The sequence below is a fragment of the Burkholderia sp. AU28863 genome (assembly GCF_002223195.1).
Lineage (GTDB): Bacteria > Pseudomonadota > Gammaproteobacteria > Burkholderiales > Burkholderiaceae > Burkholderia > Burkholderia sola.
The window spans coordinates 572,553-588,812 of the sequence record NZ_NKFE01000008.1 but is presented as its reverse complement, the minus strand read 5'-3'; the positions used below and the strand labels follow the sequence as shown (position 1 = coordinate 588,812).

Below are 16,260 nucleotides of genomic sequence, written 5' to 3'. Positions count from 1 at the left end.
CGGCATGCGGCCGCGTGCGCAATTGGACAGCGAAGGAGAAGCCGCGATGGAAACCCGCATGAGCGAGCCGACGATCGGCGAAACCGGTCACGATGGCGTGCTGTCGGAACTGGAGAAGGGCTTGCTGGGCGAGGCGCTGAGGTTGCTCGCCGAGACGCGCGCGCGTGCGCTGGAACTCTGTGTCGAGGTCAGCCGGCGGCAGGGCGGCGCCGCGCCGGACGTCCACGATTTCAACCTGCCGACGATCATCGAGCTGCAACGGCGCTTCGGTACACGGCCTCGCCCGGACGGCGCCGGCAGGGCAGCCTCCGGCCGCTTCGCGTAGCGCAAGCCGAAGCCGAAGCCGAAGCCGAAGCCGAAGCCGCCCGTGGGCGGCGCCGTCGCAGGATCGATCTTCGCTGCCGGTTACGCTGCCGACAGCGTGATCGACACGCCCGTCGCGGTGTAGACCGGCGTGGCCTTGAACCCGTCGACCGTCACCGTCGCGAACTTCGCGGCAGCCGCCGCGCCGTCGATCAGCGCGATCGTGTCGCCGGCCTTCGGCGCGTAGCCGTTCACGAATTTCACGTGCAGCGTGCCGCCCGCGACGGTGAGCGGCCCGCCCACGCGCAGCCGTCCGCCCCCGTTGCCGTCGATGTCGAGTTCGAGCGTCGTGTTGTCGAGCTGCGTGTAACGGGTGGCGATCGTCACCGGCGCGGCGGCCGCGATCCGCACGCTGCCGCCCGAGCCGACGTACACGTCGCCTTTGCCGAACGCCGTCGGCGACGCGGCCGCCAGCGTGCCGCTGCTCACCTGGGTGCCGCCCGTGTAGGCGTTGTTGCCCGCCAGCGTCAGCGTGCCACTGCCTTGCAGCGTCAGCTTGCCGGCGCCCGCGACGTCGTTGCGCCACAGGTCGGCGGCATTGAGCCCGCCCTGCGACGCATCCATCGACACGATCACGTTGCCGTTGAACGCGCCGTAGCCGTCGGCCGCCGCGAACAGGTTCAGGCGGCCCCAGCCTTCCGCGTCGTCCATGACCGGATAGCCGGACGGCAGTTCGGTCGTCTTCAGCACGACGCGCCGCTGGTCGGCGCTCAGGTACGGAAAGCGCGTCTGCAGCAGAATCTCCGCGCCCTTCGGCACGACCGGCGGCGCGTTCGTCGATTCGATCGCGCCGAAGCCGAACGTCATGCGGCGCAGGAACGCGGCCTTGTTCGTCGTGTAGTCGGCGAACCGGTCAGTGGCCGCCGTGCCCGAGTGCGCGAATGTGGAGAACGTCGTCGCGCTCGTTCCCGTCAGTTGCTGCAGCGTCTGATGGGCTTGCGTGTAGGCAGCCTGCGCATCGCCGGCGTACGCGGTCAGGTTCGCCGCGCTGACGGCCAGCGCGAGCATGCGGCCGCCGATCACGTCGAGCGGCGAGTGCATGCCGGCGAGAATCCGGTTCTCGCCCAGTTCGAGGCCGCGGCTGACCATTTCCTGGAAGCGTTCCGGCACGAGCCACGCCATCGTCGTCGCATCGCGCACAGCCTCGGCCGTGTGGCCGCTGATGAAGCCGCCGTCGGTCGCGGGCGTCGTGCTTTCGGCCGGCACGAGCGTCGGCGCGACGACCACGCTCGTGCTCCAGCGGTACGGGCGTGCGTATTTGAAGAAGCGCTTCGACGGTTCGGTCGACGCGTTGTTGCCCATTTCGTTGAGCAGGTCGACGACCTTCCCGAAGCCGGCGTTGCCGCTGCTGCTGCCGACGCCGACGTTGTTGCCGGTGTCGTTGTACAGCACGGTGGTTGCATCGGCGGGCACGCTGGTGATGCTGGTCGTCTGCTGGGCCGCGGTGCGCCACGCGGCGGTGAGCGGGCCCATGCCGTCGGTCACGCTGTATCCCTTGCCGCGCCGGTCGTCGTAGTACGCGGCATCGGCCTGCTGCGGCGTACGGGCAGTCGTCGCGTTGATCACGTACTGCACGTTGGCCGACAGCACCGCATCGTTCAGGATCGTGCCGCACGCAACGCCGCTGTTCGGCAGTCCGGAGCAGGTCGACGGCGAGATGGCCGGGAACGGGCCGTTCGCGGGCGCGGTCACGCCCGCGTCGACCAGCATCGTCGACGGTTGCCACAGATCGAGGAAACGGCTCAGCACGCGCACCGCGGCGTTGGTCGACAGCGTCGCATAGCGCGCATCGCCGCGCTGGTTGGTCGCGACGTTGTCGACGAAAGCGGGCGCGCTCGGGATCGGCGCGCTGTCGACGAAGCCTGGGTCGGCGGGCGGCGCCGGAACGGCCGCGGCGATCGTGGCGGTCGACGCGACGTCGTCGCCGCCGCCGCACGCGGCCAATACGATCGCACTCGACAATGCCGCGACGTGCAGCGGGAAACGGCTTCGTGACGCAAACATGCAAGACTCCATCCTGAGGTAGAAGATGGAGGATTGTGGTGAGCGATCGTGACGTGGTCGTTACGGAATTGTTTCGCGTCGTATGAGGATGGTGGAAATTCCCACTATTTGGTTAATTTCCGGTACTGAACATGACGGACGCCGGAATTCATGTGTCGTCCGTCATCGTCAGGAGGGCGGCCTACGCGCCCACCGTGCGCGTATCCAGCCGGAACAGCGAGACGGCATCGGCAAGCCGGTTTCCCTGTTCCTCGAGCGACTTCGACGCGGCGGCCGCCTGCTCGACGAGCGCCGCATTCTGCTGGGTGACCTCGTCCATTTGCGTGATGGCGAGATTGACCTGCTCGATGCCGCGGCTCTGCTCGCTCGACGCCGCGGCGATCTCGCCCATGATGTCGGTCACGCGCGAGATCGCATGCGTGACCTGGCTCATCGTGTCGCCCGCGTTGTTCGCGATATGCGAACCGTCCTGGATTTTCCGGACCGATTGCGAGATCAGCTCGCGAATTTCCTTCGCGGCGCTCGACGAACGCTGCGCCAGGCTTCTGACTTCGCTCGCCACCACCGCGAAGCCGCGACCCTGTTCGCCGGCGCGGGCGGCCTCCACGGCCGCGTTGAGCGCGAGAATGTTGGTCTGGAACGCGATCCCTTCGATGATCCCGGTGATCTCGGCGATCTTGGCGGAGCTCGCGCTGATGTCCGTCATCGTGTCGACCATCAGGCCGACGGCCGTGCTGCCGCGCTGCGCGACCTCCGATGCGTTGTTGGCCAGGCCGCTTGCCTGTTGCGCATTGTCGGCGTTCAGGCGCACGGTGGATGTCAGTTGCTCCATGCTCGACGCGGTTTCCTGCAACGACGCGGCCTGCTGTTCGGTGCGGGACGACAGATCCTGGTTGCCGGACGCGATTTCGCCGGCCCCTGTCGCGACGTTGCCCGATGCGGTACGGACTTCCGAGATCAGGCGGATCAGGTTCGCCTGCATGTCGCGCATCGAAGCCAGCACGCTGCCGGCCGGCGCGGCGCCGGTCGTGGATTCGGCGCCGAGATCGCCGGCGGCGATATGCCCGGCGATGTCGCTGAGCACGGCGGGCTCGGTGCCCAGCGCGCGCAGCAGGCCGCGGGTGATGAAGAGGCCCGAGATCGCGGCCGCGGCGGCGGCCGCGATGCAGATGGCGATCAGCATCAGTCGGCGCGACGTATAACGGTCGTCCGATTCCTTCACCAGTTGGTCGGCCCGCGAGCGCGAGTACTTCGCATACGTGTCGGTGGCCGCGACAAGCTGCGCCAGCAGCGGTCGACACTGTTCGTTGATCATCGTGATCGCCTGATCGCGCCGGTTGTTCGCCGCCGCGTCGACGATGGCGCGCGCCACGGGGCCGTACTGCGTCTCGACCGCCCCGATTTGCCGAACCAGTTCGCGAGACTTGTCGGACGCGCCGCTTCCCTCGCGGACCGCATTCGTCAGTTCGCTCATCAGCATGCCGACTTCGCGGTCGGCTTGCAGCGCCGCTTCCTTCTCGATGTCCGCATCGCGCGGGCTGGCCGCGAGGACCTGGTTGCGGGCGGCGATCGCGCGCCGGTCGACGGCGAAGCGAATCTTGTCCGCCAGGTTCGCGCGGGCGTTGGTGCCGTTGACGTAATTCTCGAAGGCATCGTTTGCGTTGCCGAGCGAGATGATGCCGAGGAGCGAGACGAGCACGACCAGGCACGTAAGAATCCCGAAAGCCATGATCAGCTTCGTGCGAACCGTTAATCGTCGATCATTCATAGGAGGAATCTCGTTGTGAATATAAAATAGATTTCCTGATTAACGGAATGGTGAACGAACAGTTTAGGACCGGCTCTCCGGGGCAATCGTTTGCGGGTTGCCTGACGTCAAAAAAAATCCGGCAGCGCTCCGCATTCGTCACGCCGAACGGACCAACGGCTCCGTTTTCGCATGCCGCGACCGGTTCCGCGTTCGCGCTTCGCGCGACAGCGCGCCTTGCGGCCCCCCGCGTGCCCGTGCCGGTCGCCGTCCTTCCGGCATCGCTCAACTTCCGGCCGACGCTGCCGTTAAACGGATCAGGGTCGCTCTTTTCAGCGATCCATTTCAATCACGCGGTAACGGAGACCGAAGTCATCATGCTGTCATCAATTCGCGCACGGATACTGGCGACGTGTGTCGCCATCGTAGTGACGGCGCTGGCCGTAACCGGGGGGCTCGTCTATTACGTCGTCAAGACCCACAACGACGAGGCCATCGACCAGAATCACAAATCGATCCTTGCCGGCCACGCGCTGGCGATCGACGAATGGGTGGCCAGCCGGTCGCGCGAAACCCAGGCGCTCGCGGATACGATCGCGATCGGCGAGGGCGACCCGGTCCCGGCGTTGAAGCTGCTCGGCAAGTCGGGCGGCTTCGAGGTGCTGACGCTCGGCCTGCCGGACAAGACCGCATTCTCGAACGTACCGCTTGCCCCCGGCTACGATCCGACCGCGCGGCCCTGGTACAAGCAGGCCGTCGGCGCGGGCCATCTGGTCGTGACGGCGCTCTACCGCGATGCGACGAGCGGCAAGCCGGCCGTCGCGTTCGCGGTGCCCGTGGTGCGCGACGGCGCAGTGAAGGGCGTACTGGCAGCCAGCCTGTTCATGGAGAACGTGAGCTCGATCGTGACTTCCGTTCACCCGACACCGGCGAGCTTCGCGTTTCTGGTGGACAAGGGCGGCCGCGTGATCGCGTCGGCCAAGACCGACCTGATCATGAAGCCGGCCACCGGTCTGTCGCCCGAACTCGATGCCGATCGCCTCGGCGCGCTGCAGGCGGCGTCCGCGCCGGTCGCGGTCGACATCGACGGCGCCGCCAAGCTGATGCGCGCACGACCGATCGCCGGCACTGACTGGTCGCTGGTGCTCGCGCTCGACAAGGGCGACGTGACGGCCGGCATGCGCGCGGTCGGGACGACGACGCTGCTGGCGATCGTGATCGTCGCCGGCATCGCGGCCGCGCTCGTCGGCGCGATGACGAACGCGGCCTTCAAGCGCATCCTGATGGTGCGCGACGCGCTCACGGACGTCTCGAGCGGCAGCGGCGACCTGACGAAGCGCCTGCCCGCCGACGGTGCGGACGAAGCCGCGCAGATCGCGCGAGCGTTCAACGCGTTCGCCGAGAAGATCAGTGCGATCCTGCTGCAGATCCGCGCGTTCAGCACGTCCGTCAACCTCGCGAGCGCCGAGATCGCCCAGGGCAACCAGGATCTGTCGGCCCGCACCGAACACGCTGCGTCGAGCCTGCAGGAAACGGCCGCCGCGCTCGAGGAGATCGCCGGCACGGCCCGCAATTCGGCCGATGCGGCGAGCCAGGTGAACCGTCTGGCGGAATCGGCGTCGGATGTCGCGCTGCGGGGCGGCACGGTCGTGCGCGACGTCGTGTCGACGATGAACGACATCACGCAGGCGTCGGCAGAGATCGCCAACATCGTCGGCGTGATCGACGGCATCGCATTCCAGACCAACATTCTCGCGTTGAACGCCGCCGTCGAGGCGGCCCGCGCGAACGAGCACGGCCGCGGCTTCGCGGTCGTTGCCGGCGAGGTGCGCGCGCTCGCGCAGCGCAGCGCGCAGGCCGCGCGCGAAATCAAGCAGCTGATCCACTCGTCGGTCGAGAAGATCGAGGGCGGCTCCGGGCTCGTCCAGACGGCTGGCGCGACGATGGACGAAATCGTCGACGGCGTGCGCAACATCACGAGCGTGATCGCGGAAATCAGCGTCGCCGCGAAAGAGCAGAGCACGGGGCTCGAACAGGTGAATCAGGCGGTGTCGCAGCTCGACGATACGACGCAGCAGAACGCGGCGCTCGTCGAGCAATCGGCGGCAGCCGCGACGTCGCTGCGCGAGCAGGCGGCCCGGCTCGCGCAGACGGTGGGCGAGTTCAAGCTGGCGGAGCGTGCGGTGGCGGCGTGATGGTCGGGTTAACCGGGCCGGCGAGCGGCGGCTTCGTCCGCCGCACCGCGGGAGCAGGATGGCGCCGCGCGGCCGATCCGCGGAGGCGCCGCTCACGCCGTGGCCGACTGCGGTCGATCACGGGCGGGCAGGCCGGTATCGCTGCCGTTCCGTTCAGGCAAGCAGCCCGCGTGCCGCCAGATTCGCATACAGCGCGCGCACGCCGAAGGTCCACGGCGCGATCTCCGTGCAAAGCCGCACGGTATTGACGAGTGCGCCGAGCGCGGGCGTGGAGATCGTCACGCGGTCGCCGAGGTGATGTGTGAATCCGCCGCCGGGCGCGTCGCGATCCTGGATCGGCGAGAACATCGTGCCGAGGAACAGCATGAAGCCGTCCGGATACTGGTGATGCGCGCCGCAGGTCTGCGCGACGAGGTCGGCGGGGTCGCGGCTGATCTCCCGCATGTGGCTGATGCCGTCGAGCACGAAGCCGTCGTCCGCGCCGTCGACGCGCAGCGACACGCTGCATTGCCGCACGCTATCGAGCGTGAAGCCGTCGTCGAACAGCCGCACGAACGGGCCGATTGCGCACGAGCCGTTGTTGTCCTTGCATTTGCCGAGCAGCAGCGCCGAGCGGCCTTCGATGTCGCGCAGGTTCACGTCGTTGCCGAGCGTCGCGCCCACCGGCCTGCCGTCGCTGGCGACCGCCAGCACGATCTCCGGCTCCGGGTTGTTCCATACCGACACGGGCAGCAGCCCCACGTCCGCGCCGAAGCCGACCGCGGACATCGGCTGCGCCTTGGAGAACACCTCGGCATCCGGGCCGATGCCGACTTCCATGTATTGCGACCACGCGCCGCGGCGCTCGAGTTCCGCCTTCAGGCGCAGCGCGGCTTCCGAGCCCGGCACGATCTTCGACAGATCGGTGCCGATGGTCGCGGCGATGGTGTTGCGTACTTCCCGCGCTTTGGCCGGATCGCCACCCGCCTGTTCCTCGATCACGCGTTCGATCAGGCTGACCGCAAAGGTCACGCCGCACGCCTTGATCGCCTGCACGTCGCACGGCGCGAGCAGGTGCGTCGCACCCGGCCTGCCGTCGAGCGCCGCCTGCAACAAGGGCTCGACGCGGCCGAGCGATTCGCCGGCAGCGGTGCGCGCGACGGCGAGTGCATCGGCGCGGTCGAACAGGTCGGCGGTGGTCGGCACGGTGCGCGTGATGTCGAACACTTCGCCGCCGCGTACGGCGACGACGCTCGGGCCCGCGTGGGCGCCGTCGTGCCGCCAGACACGGCCGATCAGCAGCGCGTGGTCGAGGTCGTGCGGCAGGCAGTCGAAAACGGAAGGAGTACGCATGATCAGCTCGGCAAGAGTCGGGGGCGGTAGGGTCAGTGCGAATGGCGCGGATTGCCGCGCTGCTCGATCACCTTCAGGTACAGCGTGGCCGGTTCGAGGCAGCCGCCGGTGGACAGCTGGCCGACGAAGCGGCGATAGAGTTCCTGCCACGGCGTTTGCGCCTGCGGCACGGTGAAGCTGGCGGTTTCGCGGCGGCGCGCGAGTTCGTCCTCGTCGACGAGCACGTCGACGCTGCGGCGATTCAGGTCCACGCGCACGCGATCGTTCGTGCGCAGCAGCGCGAGGCCGCCGCCGACCGCCGCCTCCGGCGACACGTTGAGAATCGACGGGCTGGCCGACGTACCGCTCTGGCGTCCGTCGCCCAGGCACGGCAGCGACGTCACGCCGCGCTTCACCAGCTCGGCGGGCGGCGCCATGTTCACGACTTCCGAACTGCCCGGGTAGCCGACCGTGCCGCAGCCGCGGATGACGAGAATGCAGCGCTCGTCGATGTTCAGCGCGGGATCGTTGATGCGCGCGTGGTAATCCTCGGGGCCGTCGAACACGATCGCGCGCGCCTCGAACGTATTCTCCGCGCCCGGCTCGGAAAGATAGGTGCGGCGGAACGCGTCGCCCACCACCGACATCTTCATGATCGCGCTGTCGAAGAAGTTACCCGACAGCACCATGAAGCCGGCGCCGTGCTTGAGCGGCGCGTCGGGCGTACGGATCACGTCGCGGTCGGCGTCCTGCGCGGTGTCGGCGATCTCGCCGATCGCGCGGCCCGATACGGTCAGGCAGTCGCGCCGCAGCAGACCGGCCGCATCGAGCTGGCGCAGCACCGCGGGGACGCCGCCGGCGCGGTGGAAGCTTTCGCCGAGGTATTCGCCGGCCGGCATGCAGTTCACGAGCAGCGGCACGGCTTCGCCCAGGCGCTGCCAGTCGTCCAGGCTCAGTTCGACGCCCATGTGGCGTGCAATCGCGATCAGGTGCGGCGGGCAATTCGTCGATGCGCCCAGCGCGGAGGCCACGACGATCGCATTCTCGAATGCCGCGCGCGTCATGATTGTCGACGGGCGAAGGTCTTCGCGAACGAGCTCGACCGCGCGCTTGCCGGTCGCGTAAGCCATCTGGCCGCGCTCGCGATAGGCGGCGGGAATGCTCGCGCAGCCGGGCAGCGACATGCCCAGCGCCTCGGCGAGGCTGTTCATCGACAGCGCGGTGCCCATGGTGTTGCAATGGCCGATCGACGGCGACGAAGCCGTGGTCAGCTGCATGAAGCCTTCGTAATCGATCTCGCCGGCCGCGAGCAGGTTGCGCGCATGCCAGATCACCGTGCCCGAGCCGACCCGCTTGCCGTCGTGCCAGCCGTCGAGCATCGGGCCGCCCGACAGCACGATCGCGGGCATGTCGACGGTGGCCGCGGCCATCAGGCACGCGGGCGTGGTCTTGTCGCAGCCGGTCGTCAGCACAACGCCGTCCAGCGGAAAACCGTGCAGCACTTCCACCAGCCCGAGGTAGGCGAGGTTACGGTCGAGCGCGGCGGTGGGCCGGCGGCTCTGTTCGGCCAGCGGATGCACGGGGAACTCCATCGGAATGCCGCCCGCGTCGCGGATGCCTGCCTTGGTGCGTTCGGCCAGTTCGATGTGGTGGCGGTTGCACGGCGCGAGGTCGCTTCCTGTCTGCGCGATCCCGATGACAGGGCGGCCCGACTGCAGTTCCTCGCGCGTCAACCCGTAGTTCATGAAGCGCTCGACATAGAGCGCGGTCATGTCTGCGTGCGCGGGGTCGTCGAACCATTCCTGGCTGCGCAGGCGGCGAGGGGTGTGTGACATGGCAGGCTGTCTCCTGAGGGGCCTTTTTCATTTTGCGTGCCGGATGATACCGGTAACATCGCTTGGATGTTAGCACGGGTTTTTTGCGTCGCGGAAGGGATTTCGTGCGCGCGTGGCGAAGGCGTGGAGTACGGGCCGGTACGAAGCCGCGCGCGACGCACCCCGGGGTGCGCGCGGCCGTCGGCTTGTCAGGCGCTTTCCCGCGCGATGATCGTGTAGTCGATGCGAATGCTTTTCGACTCGGTTCGCTCGCCGCCGTTGCGCGCTTGCAGCGCCGCCAGCAACGCTTCGCCGGTGCGCAGCCCGATGCCGTACGCGTCGACCGACACGGTCGTGATGGTCGGGTGGCAGCATGTCGCCACCTCGAAGTTTCCGAAGCCGGCCACGGCGATGTCGGCAGGCACGGCGAGCCCGCGCCGGTGACACTCCATGATCGCGCCGAATGCCGACATGTCGCTCACGCACATCACCGCGTCGGTATCGGGCCATTGCTCCAGCAGCGCCGCCATCGCGGGGCCGCCGTGGCTCATCGTGATCGGCGATTCGCCCAGCCGCACGACGCGCGGTTCGCCCAGGCCCAGCGCCTTGATCTCCGCCTGGTAGCCCTTGAGCCGGTCCAGGCCGCGGCGATCCAGTTCGCTCGCGCCGACCAGAAAGCCGATGCGCCGGTACCCGCGCTCGGCCAGGTGGCGCACCATCGCACGGGCGGCGCGCACGTTCGAGAAGCCGACGGCGGTGTCGATCGGGCGCGTGGGCAGGTCCCACATCTCGACCACCGGAATCGCCGAGCGCTCCAATACCTTGCGCGTCGCATCGGTGTGCTGCGATCCCGTCAGCGCGATGCAGCGCGGCTGGTGTCGCAGCATCGACCGGACGAGCCGTTCCTCCCGTTCCAGGTCGTAGTCGGTATCGCCGAGCAGCAGTTGCAGACCATGCGGCTCGAGCGCATCGGTCAGGCCGCGCACGGTGTCCGAGAAGTTGGAGCTCGACAGCGACGGCACCAGCACCGCGACGAATTCCGAGCGCCCCGACGACAGCGCACCGGCGGCGGCATCCGCCACGTAACCGAGCTGCTCGATGGCCTCGCAGACCCGTGCGCGCGTCTCGGCGGCCACGCTGTGGCCGGCGAGCACGCGCGACACCGTCATCTTCGATACGCCGGCGAGGCGCGCTACGTCTGACATGCGGGGCGGCCCGGCGGGCCGGACGGCGGTGGGACTGGGCATCGGAATCGCGATCGGGAGAAGGCCGGAAAGGCTACATCATACCGGTGCGGCATACCGCGCAGGCACGGTCGCGGCGCGCCCGTCGCCGTGATGGCCGCACTAGGGAAACCACGCGTCCGGCGGGACTTGTATGCGTGTATCGCCGCATGCTACCTTCGAATTTGTTACCGGTATCAGCGTGCCGATCGCTCCCGTCGCCTCGTCGGCTTTTTTTTGCCACGGAATGTTATCGGTAACATCGATGCGTCAAGCGCACTCGCCGGTACGAAGAAGATCGACACAATCAGGAGACAGACCGATGCCATCCCTTACGCAGGCCGCTGCCGCACCGGCCGCGGCCGACTCGTCCGAAGACGCCCTTTACCGCAAGGTCATGCGGCGCATCCTGCCGTTGCTGCTGCTCTGTTACGTCGTGGCCTACCTGGACCGCGTCAACGTGGGCTTCGCGAAGCTGCAGATGCTCGACGACCTGAGTCTGAGCGACGGCGTCTATGCGCTCGGCGCCAGCATTTTCTTCTGGGGCTATTTCCTGTTCGAAATGCCCAGCAACCTGCTGCTGCACCGCTACGGCGCGCGTTTCTGGATCGCGCGGATCATGATCACGTGGGGCATCGTGTCGTCGTCGATGGCGTTCATCGTGCCGCTCGCGCAGTTCTTCCACGTACAGACCACCACGATGTTCTACACGCTGCGCTTCCTGTTGGGGCTGTGCGAAGCGGGGTTTTTCCCGGGCGTCATCCTGTACATGAACTACTGGTTCCCGGCGCGGCGCCAGAGCGTGGCGATGTCGGGCTTCCTGGTCGCGATCCCGCTGAGCCTGACGCTCGGCAGCGTGGTGTCCGGCTGGCTGATGGAGCAGACGCACGGCCTGTCGGGCATGAGCGGCTGGCAATGGATGCTGCTGCTCGAAGGGCTGCCGTCGATCGTGGTGGCGTTCATCGTGCTGGCCTGCCTCGGCGACGGCCCGCAATCGGCGAAGTGGCTGTCCGCCGACGAAAAGGCGGTGCTGTCGCGCAACCTCGAATCCGAGGCCGTGCACAAGTCGCACAGCATCGGCGCCGCGCTGCGCAGCCCGCGCGTCTGGTTGCTCACCTTCATCCTGCTGACGTTCAATACCGGCTTCTACGGGCTCGCCTTCTGGCTGCCGTCGATCATCCGCGCGTCGGGCGTGCACAGCCCGCTGCACATCGGTGTGCTGACGGCCATTCCGTACCTGACGGCGATCTTTGCGATGGTGTGGAACGCGTCGCACTCGCGCAAGACCGGCGAACGCCGCCTGCACGCGGCGATTCCCGCGCTGATCGGCGGCGTCTTCCTGATCCTGAGCGCGGCGTTTGCACAGAACGTGGCGCTGTCGATCGTATTCCTGACCATCGCCACGTGCGGCATCCTCGCGCTGATGCCGATCTACTGGACCTTTCCGGGGCAGATCCTGTCTGGCACGGCCGCGGCCGCCGGCATCGCGCTGATCAACTCGGTGGGGAACCTGTCCGGCTTCACGGGCTCGATGATCACCGGCGTCGCCAAGCAAATGACCGGCAACATCAACAACGGCACCTATGCACTGGGTGCTTGTCTGCTGGTCAGCTGCGTGCTGATCGCGTCGATTCCGCGCGATATCCTGCGGCCGCCGGGTGGGCGGTAGGGCGTTCGCGCGACGTTACGTCCGGCCGGGGCTGCGACATCGCGCTGCCCCGGCGGCGGATGCATCACGTCATTTGGATTGATCTCGCGTGAGTTCGCTCGACCATCACGGACGGAATTCCGGATACGTCCCGCCCGCGACGACCTATGCGTGGCTCCGCTTTCTCGTGAGCAGCCCTCAGGCGTCTTCCAGCGCGAAGCGCACCTTGTCCCCGAGCGTGCGCAATCGCTCGACCGGTTCGTTCGCGAACACGAAGCGGATATACGCGTCGCCGTGGGCAACGCCCCATCCGGTCATCGCCGTCGCACATACGCCGTGGCGCAGCAACCGCTCCGACATCCGCGATCCGGTCAGGCCGAAATCGGAGACGCGCAGCAGCATCGACCAGCCGCCCGCCGGCATGCCGAACGGGAGCCCCGACAGTTCGGCGGCGACCGTATCCCGCCGCCTCTCGAGTTCGCTCACGTAGCCACGCAGATCGGCTGCGGAATGTTCGAGCGCAACCGCCGCAGCCTCCTGGGCGATGCCGACCGGCACCACGACGTTCGCGAGCGACACGGCCACGAGATCCGGAATCAGCCATTCCGGCGCGACGATCCAGCCGACCCGCCAGCCAATCATGCGCAATTCTTTCGACGCCGCGCCGACCGTGACCGTACGCTCGGCCATGCCGGGCAGGCCGGCGGGATGGATGACCGTGCGTCCGTCAAAGAGCAGCCGTTCCATCGCGCTGTCGAGGATCAGCATCAGATCGTTCTGCACACAGAGGCTCGCGATCAGTTGCCAGTCGGACGCATCGAAGAAGCCGCCCGAAGGCATCGAAGGGGACATCAGCAGCATGGCTCGCGTTTTCGGGCCGATTGCTGCCCGCAGCGCGGCGTGGTCCAGCTTCCATTCGCCGCCCGGCGTGAACGCGAACGGGACTTGCCTGGGCACACCGCCGGCGAGGCGGATGCGGTTCAGCAGACCCGCGTACGTCGGATCGGTGACGATGACTTCGTCGCCGATCTCGACGGTGGCGAGCAGCGTGTTCAGAATGCCGGAGAGTCCGCCCGCCGACACCACCACCTGGTCGGCAGTGAAGCGCTGCCCCGACAGCGTCGACACGTGGGCGGCAGCGCTCGCGCGTAGCCGATCCTGGCCGACGAATGGCAAATAGGAATTGGCCGAGTCTCGCAGGATGGCCTCTCGGGTGAAGGCGAGCGCCTCTGCAGTAGGTGGGATGTCGGTGTCGAGATTTTCGAGTCGCAAAAGGTCGACGTCGGCGTGATCGGCGATCGAACCCATGCGATCGACGCCAATCCCGGCAATGTGCTGCAGACGGACAGGGCGGTGGTGGCGCATCGAGCCTCCGGTTTGTTACAATTTAATAGATAATATATGCATGGTGGTCGGCATGAACTTTGAAGTCAAGGACGATCGCTCGCTGGCCGATCGGATCGCCGTCGCATTGGCGGACCGCATCATCTCGGGCGTCATCGCACCGGGGGAGTGGCTGCGTCAGGACCACATCGCAGCAGAGTTCGGCGCGAGCCATGTGCCTGTACGCGAGGCGTTCAGACGGCTGGAAGCGCAAGGGTTGGCCGTGGTGGAACCGCGACGGGGCGTGCGGGCGGCGCCGCTCGAGCCGGCGGACGTGCTTGAAATGGCGAAGATGCGTGCGGCTTTCGAGGCGCTGGCGCTCCGTGAGGCGATTCCCGCGCTCGACGCAAGGGCGCTGGAGGAGCTCGATGCGATCCTCGATCAGGAAGCGGCGGCGCATGGGATAGCCGTGCTCGGTACGCTGAACCTGAGGTTTCATCGCGCATTGACCGCGCGGTGCGGGATGCCGCGCCTCGTCGCCGCGATTGGGGACATGCATCGGGCCAGTTCACGGCATCTGTATGCGACGTGGCAGCAACTTGATTGGCAGGGGCGCTCGAATGACGAGCATCGGAACATCGTTCGGGCGATACGCGAGGGTGATGTGGACGCAGCGTGTGCGGCCTTGTCAGCGCATATTCTGGCCGCGGGAGATGCGCTGGCTCAGGCGTTGGATAGGCGGTAGGGAGGCAGGTCGGGCCGGGGCGCATCAAGCGGTTCAAAAGGCCGGCTTTCGGAATGGCTGGCGTTTTCTCCTCGGTGGCTATAGTCGACCGCGTCCGGCGGCATTGGGCCAGTAGTTGTTGCCCCACTTCTCACCGCCATCGAACGGATCTACGTCACGCGGGAGTACGGGCCACGCGGCGCAAGGTTAGCCTGCCATTGCCCGAAACATTACCTTATTTGACTGTTTGTTCCAGTATCGATAGAATGGTTCACGGCTATAAACAAAGAGTCCGATCATGGCTAGAAATAAAGAGTTCGATATTGACCACGTCCTAGATGCCGCAATCGACGTCTTTCGCTCGCATGGCTATGCAGGCACCTCAGCCGGCATGTTGGTCGAAGCAATGCGGATCGGTCGACAAAGTTTGTACGACACATTTGGCGACAAGTGGGGACTCTATTGCGCTGCAGTAAAGCGATATGGCGATATCGAACGTCAGGCACATCTTGACGCGCTGAACGAAGGTCACAAGGCCATCGATGGCTTGCGCGCGATGATGAATCGCGTCGTGCGTGAGGCCCGTCAGTCCTGTTTGGGTGTGGTTTCAATCTGCGAGTTCGGAGACTCGGACCCGGAACTGACCAAATTGCGCGAAGGGGTCGGCAAATTTTTGCTTGAGTCGCTGACACAAAAGGTGCGGGAAGCTCAGGCACAAGGGGACGTTTCGCGGGACGTAGACGCCAAACAAGCTGCAAGCTTCCTGTTTGCAAGTATCGCGGCTATTCGGTTGTCGGCGCGTGGAGGCGCCACCGATCCGGAATTGGCATCACTGGGCCAGTTGGCGATGCGGGTCTTGATGTAAAAATTTTTTGCCTTTTAATGGAACGATCATTCTAGTATTGGAGGGTGTCATGAGAGCGGTGGTGATGAATGGCGTCGGCGACGTAGACATGCTCGAGTATGTCGAGCGAAATGATCCGATTCCCGGTCCGGGTGAAGTGCTGGTCGGCATCGCTGTGGCCGGCGTGAATTTCATGGATATTGGAATTCGCCAGGGAATGGCCTGGACCAACGTGCCCAATCCTAAAATAATTGGCGTGGAAGGCGCGGGACGTGTGCTGGCACTAGGCGAAGGCGTGTCCGATCTTGAGGTCGGTCAGCGTGTGGCCTGGGCATATGCACCAGGCAGCTATGCGGAAAAGGTCGTGCTGCCGGCGGCAGCGTTAGCACGGGTGCCGGACGACATTGACGACCGTGTCGCGGCGTCGCTCATGATGAATGGCTTCACTGCCAGTCATTTTGCCACCGACTTCTATCCGATCCAGCAAGGCGATATTGCACTGGTGCATGCCGCCGCCGGTGGCGTAGGTTCGTTGCTGGCTCAAATCATCAAGTTGCGTGGTGGTACAGTCATTGGCCGTGTTTCGTCGGAATCCAAGGTTGCGGTAGCTAAAGCAGCTGGTGCGGATCATGTAATTGTGGATCGCGCGGGCAATTTCGTTGATGCCGTGATGGACATTACTGGAGGCGACGGCGTGCATGTGGTGTACGACGGCTCGGGACCGACGACATTCCAGGCGTCGCTTGATGTGTTGCGCTATTCAGGTACCTTGTGCTGGTACGGACCGGTTCTAGGAGCTGACACGGCGATAGAGCTGTTCCGGCTACCTAAGAGCATCAAGATCGGTTATGCCTCTTTCGCGGACCATATTCGAACCCCGGAGTTGCTGCGTTCGCATGCAGCGCAGCTGTTCAGTTGGGTGCGTGAAGGGATGCTCAATGTACACAATGGCGGCGTATATGCATTGGCAGATGCGGCGCAAGCTCAAGCCGATATGTGGAGCCGTAAGACCTCTGGCAAATTGCTGCTTATTCCATGATGTGACCGGCATGAGACCCCCGAGC

General features: G+C 66.2%; 12 protein-coding genes. 6 read left to right on the top strand and 6 right to left on the bottom strand.

Features of this window, described 5'->3' with window-relative positions; all coding sequences use genetic code 11:
- Window positions 1-46: 46 nt before the first annotated feature.
- Complete coding sequence (locus CFB81_RS32510; protein ID WP_089437880.1) at window positions 47-325, top strand: hypothetical protein; 279 nt, start codon at window positions 47-49, stop codon at window positions 323-325.
- Between the two features lie 80 nt (window positions 326-405).
- On the opposite strand, the gene CFB81_RS32505 is transcribed toward CFB81_RS32510, so the two are convergent.
- Window positions 406-2,367, bottom strand: coding sequence for a phosphatase PAP2 family protein (locus CFB81_RS32505; protein ID WP_089437879.1), 1,962 nt, complete (start codon window positions 2,365-2,367; stop codon window positions 406-408).
- A gap of 181 nt (window positions 2,368-2,548) precedes the next feature.
- Complete coding sequence (locus CFB81_RS32500) at window positions 2,549-4,135, bottom strand: methyl-accepting chemotaxis protein (RefSeq protein ID WP_089437878.1); 1,587 nt, start codon at window positions 4,133-4,135, stop codon at window positions 2,549-2,551.
- A gap of 356 nt (window positions 4,136-4,491) precedes the next feature.
- Between CFB81_RS32500 and CFB81_RS32495 the strand changes: the two genes are divergently transcribed.
- Window positions 4,492-6,309 (top strand): methyl-accepting chemotaxis protein, encoded by a 1,818-nt coding sequence (locus CFB81_RS32495; protein ID WP_089437877.1) that lies wholly within the window; start codon window positions 4,492-4,494, stop codon window positions 6,307-6,309.
- 153 nt (window positions 6,310-6,462) lie between these two features.
- Here CFB81_RS32495 and CFB81_RS32490 read toward each other — a convergent pair whose 3' ends face one another.
- The 3 genes from CFB81_RS32490 to CFB81_RS32480 all read right to left on the bottom strand — a co-directional run bounded on the left by CFB81_RS32490 (window position 6,463) and on the right by CFB81_RS32480 (window position 10,681).
- Entirely contained in the window at window positions 6,463-7,641 is a 1,179-nt protein-coding gene (locus CFB81_RS32490; RefSeq protein WP_089437876.1) for a fumarylacetoacetate hydrolase family protein, read from the bottom strand.
- Window positions 7,642-7,673: 32 nt separating this feature from the next.
- Window positions 7,674-9,455, bottom strand: a complete 1,782-nt coding sequence (locus CFB81_RS32485) for an IlvD/Edd family dehydratase (RefSeq protein ID WP_089437875.1) — start codon at window positions 9,453-9,455, stop codon at window positions 7,674-7,676.
- 188 nt (window positions 9,456-9,643) lie between these two features.
- A complete protein-coding gene (locus tag CFB81_RS32480) occupies window positions 9,644-10,681 on the bottom strand; it encodes a LacI family DNA-binding transcriptional regulator (RefSeq protein ID WP_089437874.1) in 1,038 nt (345 codons plus the stop codon).
- A 298-nt stretch (window positions 10,682-10,979) separates the two neighbouring features.
- Here CFB81_RS32480 and CFB81_RS32475 point away from each other — a divergent pair, with 298 nt between their 5' ends.
- Entirely contained in the window at window positions 10,980-12,326 is a 1,347-nt protein-coding gene (locus CFB81_RS32475) for an MFS transporter (RefSeq protein ID WP_089437873.1), read from the top strand.
- A gap of 177 nt (window positions 12,327-12,503) precedes the next feature.
- Here CFB81_RS32475 and CFB81_RS32470 read toward each other — a convergent pair whose 3' ends face one another.
- Window positions 12,504-13,670 carry a pyridoxal phosphate-dependent aminotransferase gene (locus CFB81_RS32470; RefSeq protein ID WP_089437872.1) on the bottom strand — a complete coding sequence of 389 codons (1,167 nt, stop codon included), beginning with the start codon at window positions 13,668-13,670 and terminating at the stop codon, window positions 12,504-12,506.
- 52 nt (window positions 13,671-13,722) lie between these two features.
- Here CFB81_RS32470 and CFB81_RS32465 point away from each other — a divergent pair, with 52 nt between their 5' ends.
- The 3 genes from CFB81_RS32465 (at window position 13,723) to CFB81_RS32455 (ending at window position 16,235) form a co-directional block, all read left to right on the top strand.
- Window positions 13,723-14,373, top strand: a complete 651-nt coding sequence (locus tag CFB81_RS32465; protein WP_256976406.1) for a GntR family transcriptional regulator — start codon at window positions 13,723-13,725, stop codon at window positions 14,371-14,373.
- A gap of 277 nt (window positions 14,374-14,650) precedes the next feature.
- On the top strand, window positions 14,651-15,217 hold the full coding sequence (locus tag CFB81_RS32460; protein WP_069620077.1) for a TetR/AcrR family transcriptional regulator: 567 nt from the start codon (window positions 14,651-14,653) through the stop codon (window positions 15,215-15,217).
- A 49-nt stretch (window positions 15,218-15,266) separates the two neighbouring features.
- The gene (locus CFB81_RS32455) at window positions 15,267-16,235 is read left to right on the top strand and encodes a quinone oxidoreductase (RefSeq protein WP_089437870.1); all 969 of its coding nucleotides are present in this window, start codon (window positions 15,267-15,269) and stop codon (window positions 16,233-16,235) included.
- Window positions 16,236-16,260 lie beyond the last annotated feature (25 nt).